This is a genomic window from Mesorhizobium sp. (assembly GCF_004962925.1).
In the GTDB taxonomy this organism is placed as follows: Bacteria; Pseudomonadota; Alphaproteobacteria; order Rhizobiales; family Rhizobiaceae; genus Mesorhizobium.
The window spans coordinates 28,271-35,991 of record NZ_SUEO01000035.1 but is presented as its reverse complement, the minus strand read 5'-3'; the positions used below and the strand labels follow the sequence as shown (position 1 = coordinate 35,991).

At 63.3% G+C, this 7,721-nt stretch carries 5 protein-coding genes; all 5 read right to left on the bottom strand.

Annotated elements, in window-relative coordinates:
* A partial coding sequence (locus E5W87_RS10350) for a class I fructose-bisphosphate aldolase (protein ID WP_292396666.1) occupies positions 1–744 on the bottom strand: 744 nt, incomplete at its 3' end.
* Between the two features lie 130 nt (positions 745–874).
* Complete coding sequence (gene pgk / locus E5W87_RS10345; protein WP_292396664.1) at positions 875–2,071, bottom strand: phosphoglycerate kinase; 1,197 nt, start codon at positions 2,069–2,071, stop codon at positions 875–877.
* Between the two features lie 110 nt (positions 2,072–2,181).
* Positions 2,182–4,071 carry a potassium/proton antiporter gene (locus tag E5W87_RS10340; RefSeq protein WP_292396662.1) on the bottom strand — a complete coding sequence of 630 codons (1,890 nt, stop codon included), beginning with the start codon at positions 4,069–4,071 and terminating at the stop codon, positions 2,182–2,184.
* 254 nt (positions 4,072–4,325) lie between these two features.
* Positions 4,326–5,336, bottom strand: a complete 1,011-nt coding sequence (gap, locus tag E5W87_RS10335; RefSeq protein WP_292396660.1) for a type I glyceraldehyde-3-phosphate dehydrogenase — start codon at positions 5,334–5,336, stop codon at positions 4,326–4,328.
* A 153-nt stretch (positions 5,337–5,489) separates the two neighbouring features.
* Positions 5,490–7,481, bottom strand: coding sequence for a transketolase (gene tkt / locus E5W87_RS10330; RefSeq protein WP_292396658.1), 1,992 nt, complete (start codon positions 7,479–7,481; stop codon positions 5,490–5,492).
* Between the last annotated feature and the right edge of the window lie 240 nt (positions 7,482–7,721).

Below are 7,721 nucleotides of genomic sequence, written 5' to 3'. Positions count from 1 at the left end.
GAACAGTTTTATGGTCTTTTCGGCGACTTCCTCAGGACTGCTCACCTTGCCCGACTTCTTGCCGGCGAGAACCATGTTCGGCTTCAGGATGGTGCCTTCGAGGACGACGCGGGCCGCGTAGAGCTCGGTGTAGAGTTTCGTCAGCGTTGCCTTGCTGATCTCATAGCAGGTGCCGATGTCATGGGCGCCGTCCATCAGCACCTCCGGCTCGACGATCGGCACGATGCCGGCTTCCTGGCAGAGCGCCGCATAGCGGGCGAGCGCATGCGCGTTCGAGCCGATCGACGTGGCGGACGGCACGCCCTTGGCGACGTCGATGTCGATCACCGCACGCCATTTGGCGAAACGGGCGCCGAGCTTGTAGTAGTCGGCAAGGCGCTCGCGCAGGCCGTCGAGGCCTTCGGTGATCGTGTCGCCGGGGTAGCCGGCCAGAGGCTTGGCGCCGGCATCGACCTTGATGCCTGGGATGGCGCCGGTTGCCTTAATGATGTCGACCAGCGGCGTGCCGTCGGCGGCCTTCTGGTGGATGGTCTCGTCATAGAGGATGACGCCGGAAATGTATCTGGTCATCGCCTCCTTGGCGCGGAACATCATCTCGCGATAGTCGCGGCGGCTGTCGGCGGTCGATTCGACGCCGATCACGTCGAAGCGCTTCTTGATGGTGCCGGAGCTTTCGTCGGCGGCCAAAAGACCCTTGCCATCGGCCACCATCGCGGCGGCAATGTCCTCGAGACGTTCGCTCATGATGCATCCTCCTGAAACGGTTGTTCCAACCTAGCAGACCACTACAGCAAGCCAGGTTCAAGTCGAACCATTCCGAGCGGAAAGCTCGAATCGATTGAAACGCGCAAACGCCTTCGTTCGTCTGCTCGCCTCAGCGCTTTAGCACATCGACACCGGGCAGGGGCTTGCCTTCCATCCATTCCAGGAAGGCGCCGCCGGCGGTCGAGACGTAGGTGAAGTCGTCAGCGACGCCGGCATGATTGAGTGCGGCCACCGTGTCGCCGCCGCCGGCCACCGAGATCAATTTGCCGGCCTTGGTGCGGGCCGCAGCGTGCTTGGCTGCCGCAACCGTCGCCCGGTCGAACGGCTCGATCTCGAAGGCGCCGAGCGGACCGTTCCAGACCAGCGTCGCGGCGCGGTCGATCCAGTCGGCAACAGTCTTCACGGTCTTTTCGCCGACATCGAGGATCATGCCGTCGGCCGGCACCTCTGATATCGCGACGGTTTCGCTGGCCGCGCCCGCCTTGAATTCCCTGGCGACGACGCCGTCGACCGGCAGGATGACGGCGCAGCCGGCTTCAGCCGCCTCGATCATGATCTGCTTGGCGGTCTTGGCGAGGTCGTGCTCGCACAATGATTTTCCGACATCGGTGCCGCGTGCGGCGAGAAAGGTATTGGCCATGCCGCCGCCGATGACCAGCGCGTCGACCTTCTTCACCAGATTCATCAGCAGGTCGATCTTACTCGAGACCTTGGCGCCGCCGACGATGGCAACGACAGGGCGGACGGGATTGCCGAGGCCCTTTTCCAGCGCGTCCAGCTCGGCCTGCATGGTGCGGCCGGCGAAAGCCGGGAGCAGGTGCGCAAGCCCTTCCGTCGACGAATGGGCGCGGTGGGCGGCGGAAAAGGCGTCGTTGACGAAGATGTCGCCATTGGCGGCGAGCTTTTCGGTGAAGGCCGGGTCGTTCTTCTCCTCGGCCTTGTAGAAGCGGGTGTTTTCGAGCAGCAGCACGTCGCCCTTGTTCATGACGGCCACGGCGCTCGCGGCCTTGTCGCCGATGCAGTCGGATGCGAAGCCGACAGGGCGGCCGAGCACCTCCGCGGCCGCCTTGGCGATCGGCTCAAGCGAGAATTCGGGCGAGGGTCCATCTTTGGGCCGGCCGAAATGGGCAAGCAGGATGACCTTGGCGCCCTTGCCTGAAAGCTCGGCGATGGTCGGCGCGATGCGCTCGATACGGGTGGCGTCGGTGACCTTGCCGTCGGCGACGGGAACGTTGAGGTCGACGCGCACCAGCACGCGCTTGCCATCGATATTGCCGATGTCGTCCAGTGTCTTGAAGCTGGCCATGCTGTTCCCTTTCGCGAAAAATCGCGGGGACCTTAACCCGCAACAACGACGATGCAAGACCTGCAATGGTGCTACGCGGAAAATATGACCACGGCCCGTGTCGGTAGCAGTCAGCCCTCGTCGGTTGCCTTTTCCACCACCGGCTGTGGAGCCGGTTCCGCGTCCGCCAGCGCCTCGGCACTCTGCTTTTTGACCCGCTTGCGCCAATTGCGCACAAAGGCAACGATACGGTCGCCGATTTCGCCGGCACTCAGGAACACCGGCACCCGTGCCACCGGCGCGGTCGGCTCGAGGGAAAGACCGAGGCCGGTGATCTTGCCTTTGTCGTCAACGTCACGGACGATCAGCTCGATCGGACCAATCAGCACGCGGTCGGCATATTCGGCATGGCCGCCGAGCCGCTCCGTCACCAGGTCGCCGACGGTCAGCTTGCGTTCCTCCTCGGTCAGGCCCGGCGCGTAAGCGGCTTCCAGTTCCGCGGCCGAGCGCGCCGGATCGACGGCGAAGGCGCCGAAGAAGTCCGCATCCTCGGGATCGACCACGGCGCGGCTGGCGAACAGCTTGTCGAGCAGGGCTGGATAGCGATCCGGCACGAAGATGTAGACATGGTCGCCGGCGGCAAGCCTGCCCATGTCCTGGAAGCGCATCGAGCGCCCGTCGCGCAGCACCAGCGACGGCCGCGCCCAGCGCGGAATGCGCTCACCGCGCGCCACCGGGCTGCCAGGTGCGACGCGATAGGCGAGAAGCTCGTGATGAGCGGAGCCCGGCAATTCGAGTTCGACCTTGTCCAGCGGACCCAGGCGGGCCGGCACGATCAGGCCGAGGCGGCGCGCCAGCGGTCCGACAGTCCATCCCTGGATGACCAGCGACACCAGCACGACAATGAAGGCGGTGTTGAAGATGAGGCGGCCGTTCTCAAGGCCGCCAAGCAGCGGCGTGATGGCGAGCAGGATCGACACGGCGCCACGCAGGCCCACCCAGGAGACGAAGGCGACTTCCGGGCGTGGCAGACGGAACGGCATCAGGCAAAGCCAGACGGCGATCGGCCGCGCCACGAAGATCAGGAACAGGCCCAGCAGCACCGCCGGCAGAAGGATCGCCGGGAATTGCGAGGGCGTTGCGAACAGGCCGAGGATCAGGAACATGATGATCTGTGCCAGCCACGACATGCCGTCTTGGAAGCGCTTGAGGATGGTGACGGCGCGGATGTCGGAATTGCCGGCAATGAGGCCGGCGAGATAGACCGCCAGAAAGCCGGAGCCACCAATGGCGCCGGCGGCGGCGAACACCATCAGCGACAGTGTCAGCACGAAGATCGGCAGCAGCCCGTGGTCGAGATTGAGCCGGTCGACGAGGCGCACGATGGCGAGGCCGCCGAAAATGCCGACGATGGCGCCAAGCCCCATGTTGAAAAGGAAGCCAAGGATGAGGTCGGTAGCCAGCACCTTGGCCTCGAGATTGGCGTTGACGGCGATGATCTCGACCAGAGTAATGGTCAGGAAGATGGCGATCGGGTCATTGGTGCCGGATTCCACCTCGAGCGTGGAACGCACGCGCTCGCGCAAATTGATCTCGCCGGCGCGCAACAGGAAGAACACCGCTGCTGCGTCGGTCGAGGCGACTGCGGCACCGAGCAGGAAGGATTCCAGCCAGCTGAGGTCGAGCAGGTAGTAGGCGACGACGCCGAACAGGCCGGTGGTCAAAAGGACGCCGACGGTCGCCAGCGACAGCGCCGGTCCGGCCGCCTGGCGCAAGACATTGAGCGGCGTGCCGAAACCGGAATCGAACAGGATGACCGCCAGCGCAAGTGAGCCGGCAAAATAAGCCAGCCGCGCATTGTCGAACTGGATGCCGAGGCCGTCGGTTCCCGTGGCCAGGCCGATGCAGAGGAACAACAGCAAGAGAGGAGCGCCGAAGCGGAAGGCGATCAGGCTCGAAAACGCGGCTGCAACGACAAGTGCGGTGCCAACCAGCGTCACGAGATAGATCGCATGCTCCATCCGAAAACCGCCCCCTCAATTTCGTGTACCTCTCGCTTTACGGGAGAGTGAGGCGAAGACATGACCGGTGCAAGGCGGGAGGGTGATTTTTTGCCCTATGCCGCTGATTTTCGGGTGTTTTGACGCTCAAGGCGCGGCCTTGCCAACCAAGTGGCGGAGCGTCCTTTGCGCGTCCAAAAGGACACGAGGCGCTCCAATGAAAAACGCCCGGACAGTGCCGGGCGTTTCCAGGTCGAGAGAAGATGGTCCTGCGATCAGGCGATGGTCTTGCCGAACGCAACGGCGGTGTCGGCCATGCGGTTGGAAAAACCCCATTCATTGTCGTACCAGGACAGCACCGAAACGAAGTTGCCGTCCATGACTTTGGTCTGGTCGAGCGCCATGATCGAGGAATGCGAATCGTGGTTGAAGTCGGTCGACACGTTCGGGTGATGGGTGACGGCGAGAATGCCCTTCAGCTTGCCCTTGGAGGCGGCGATCACCGCCTCGTTGATCTCCTGCACGGTCGTTGGCCGCTTGGCGATGAACTTGAAATCGACGACCGAGACGTTCGGGGTCGGCACGCGAATGGAGATGCCGTCGAGTTTGCCTTTGAGGTCGGGCAGCACGAGGCCGATCGCCTTGGCCGCACCGGTCGAGGTCGGGATCTGCGAAAGGGCCGCGGCGCGGGCGCGGTAGAGATCCTTATGCATGGTGTCCAGCGTCGGCTGGTCGCCAGTGTAGGAGTGGATCGTCGTCATCATGCCCTTCTCGATGCCGACGGCCTCATGCAGCACGGCTGCCAGCGGCGCCAGGCAGTTGGTGGTGCAGGAGGCGTTGGAGATGATGATGTGGTCCTTGGTCAGCTTGTCATGGTTGATGCCATAGACGACGGTGAGGTCGGCGCCTTCGGCAGGCGCCGAGACGAGGACCCGCTTGGCGCCGGCGGTCAAATGCGCGGCTGCCTTGTCGCGGGCGGTGAAGATGCCGGTGCATTCGAGCGCGATGTCGATGCCGAGCTCCTTCCACGGCAGCTGCGTCGGATCCTTGATCGCGGTGACCTTGAATTTTTCGGTGCCGACGGTGATCTGGTCCCCGTCAACCGTCACTTCATGCGGGAAGCGGCCGTGCACGCTGTCGAAGCGCAGCAGATGCGCATTGGTCTCGACCGGGCCGAGGTCGTTGACGGCGACCACATCGATGTCCTTGCGGCCGGATTCGTGGATGGCGCGCAGGATGTTGCGGCCAATGCGGCCGAATCCGTTGATGGCAACTCTGACGGTCATTTTTTTCTCCCTGGGAGTTGGAGGCCGAAGATCAAGTCCGCAGCTTCATAACGGCGGGCTGCCAAAGAATCCAGCCGTCGATGGGTTGGATTTAAGTCCACCAAGCTGAGGCTGCCCGCAAACCGCTACGCGCGTTTTCGCGGGCGCCAAGCTTTATTCGCCGTGCAGGCGGGCTTCCGCCGCCTTCACCGTCGCTTCGGCGGTGATGCCGAAATGCGGATAGAGCTGTTCGATAGTACCAGAGGCGCCGAAGCCGGTCATGCCGATGAAGATGCCGTCGGTGCCGATGAAATGATCCCAGCCCTGGCGGATGCCGGCTTCGATGGCGATCTTGATCGGCGCGTTGCCGATCGTCTTCTTGCGATAGTCGGCGCTCTGCTTATCGAACAATTCGAAGCAGGGGACAGACACGACGCGGGTCGGATGACCGTGTTTCTCCAGTGCCTCGCGCGCCGCCAGCGCGATTTCGACCTCGGAGCCCGAAGCGAAGATCGTCACCGCCGCATCGCCATTGGCGGCGGCCAGTTCATAGGCGCCTTGGCGGCTGAGGTTCTCCGCAGCGAAGTCGTTGCGCACGGTCGGCAGGTTCTGCCGGGTCAGCGCCAGCGTCGAGGGCGTCTTTTCCTGCTCGATGGCCAGCTGCCAGCATTCGGCTGTCTCGACCGCGTCGGCCGGGCGGAAGACATTGTGGTTCGGAATGGCGCGCAATGCGGCCAGATGCTCCACCGGCTGATGGGTCGGGCCGTCTTCGCCGAGCCCGATGGAATCATGGGTCATGACGAAGATCGAGCGGATGCCCATCAGCGAGGCAAGCCGCATCGCCGGACGGGCGTAGTCGGAAAAGCACATGAAGGTGCCGCCATAGGCGATGAGGCCGCCATGCAGCGTCAGTCCGTTGAGGGCGGCCGCCATGCCGTGCTCGCGGATGCCGTAGTGGACGTAGCGTTGGCCGTAATCGTCTGATGTGATGTTCTTGGTCTGGCTGGTCTTGGTGTTGTTGGAGCCAGTCAGGTCGGCCGAGCCGCCGATCGTTTCCGGCACCGCGCCGTTGATGATCTCGAGCGCCATTTCCGACGATTTGCGGGTGGCGACCTTCGGCTTGTCCGTGGCGAGCTTCTTCTTGTAGTCGGTGATGACGGCGTCGAAATTCGCTGGCAGCTTGCCGCTGATGCGGCGCTCGAATTCGCTACGCAATTGGGCATCGGCCTTGGCAAGGCGGCCTTCCCAGTCGGTGCGTGCCTTGACACCTGTCTTGCCGGCGTCGCGCCAGCCATCGAGGATATCGGCAGGAATATCGAACGGCGCCGAATCCCAGCCGAAGAACTTTCTCGCGCCGGCGATTTCATCAGCGCCGAGCGGCGAACCGTGCGCCTTGTTGGTGCCGGCCTTGGTCGGCGCGCCGAAGCCGATCGTCGTCTTGCAGGCGATCATCGTCGGCTTGTCGGAATGGCGGGCCGCCTCGATGGCATAGGCGATCGCTTCCGGATCCTGGCCGTCGATGTGGCTGGCGTTCCAGCCGGACGCCTGGAAGCGAGCGACCTGATCGGTGTTGTCGGCCAGCGACACCGGGCCATCGATCGAGATGTTGTTGTTGTCCCAAAAGACGATCAGCTTGTTCAGCTTGAGATGTCCGGCAAGCGCGATGGCTTCCTGGGACACGCCTTCCATCAGGCAGCCGTCGCCGGCCAGCACATAGGTGTAGTGGTCGACAAGGTCATTGCCGAAAGCGGCATTCATGATGCGCTCGCCGAGTGCGAAGCCGACCGAATTGGCAAGCCCCTGGCCGAGCGGGCCGGTCGTCGTCTCGATGCCGGCGGCATGGCCGTATTCGGGATGGCCCGCCGTCCTCGATCCCAACTGGCGGAAGTGCTTGATCTGGTCGAGGGTGATGTCCTCGTAGCCGGTCAGATAGAGCAGCGAATAAAGCAGCATCGAGCCGTGGCCGGCTGACAGGATGAAGCGGTCGCGATCGGGCCAGTGCGGGTTCTTCGGATCGTATTTCAGGAAACGCGTGAACAGCACCGTGGCAATATCGGCGCAGCCCATGGGCAGGCCGGGGTGGCCGGATTGGGCCTTCTCGACGGCGTCCATGGAAAGAAAACGGATCGCATTGGCCATCCGGTCATGTTGTTCACGCGAGGTCATGCTTCCTCCAGTGTGGGAGTTTTGGGGCCTTGGGAGCGCCTTTGAAAAGGGTGCGCGACACATAGCAGGCGCGGCTTTTTAGTCAATAAACCGGCGCGCTTTTGCCGGTCTTGTGATGGCGCCAGAAGGGTCTTGGAGGCCCTACATTAGCGTTAGCAGGGGACAGTCGCGAGAGCTTTATTGACGTTGGCTTCACACGGCGCGTAATGTTTCACACATAACGCGTTCTGAACGTGGATG

What these genes read in the sequence shown, in the direction of transcription:
- E5W87_RS10340 (WP_292396662.1), bottom strand. Translation starts at nt 4,071, where the DNA reads ATGGAGCATGCGATCTATCTCGTGACGCTGGTTGGCACCGCACTTGTC.
- gap (WP_292396660.1), bottom strand. Translation starts at nt 5,336, where the DNA reads ATGACCGTCAGAGTTGCCATCAACGGATTCGGCCGCATTGGCCGCAAC.
- tkt (WP_292396658.1), bottom strand. Translation starts at nt 7,481, where the DNA reads ATGACCTCGCGTGAACAACATGACCGGATGGCCAATGCGATCCGTTTT.
- pgk (WP_292396664.1), bottom strand. Translation starts at nt 2,071, where the DNA reads ATGGCCAGCTTCAAGACACTGGACGACATCGGCAATATCGATGGCAAG.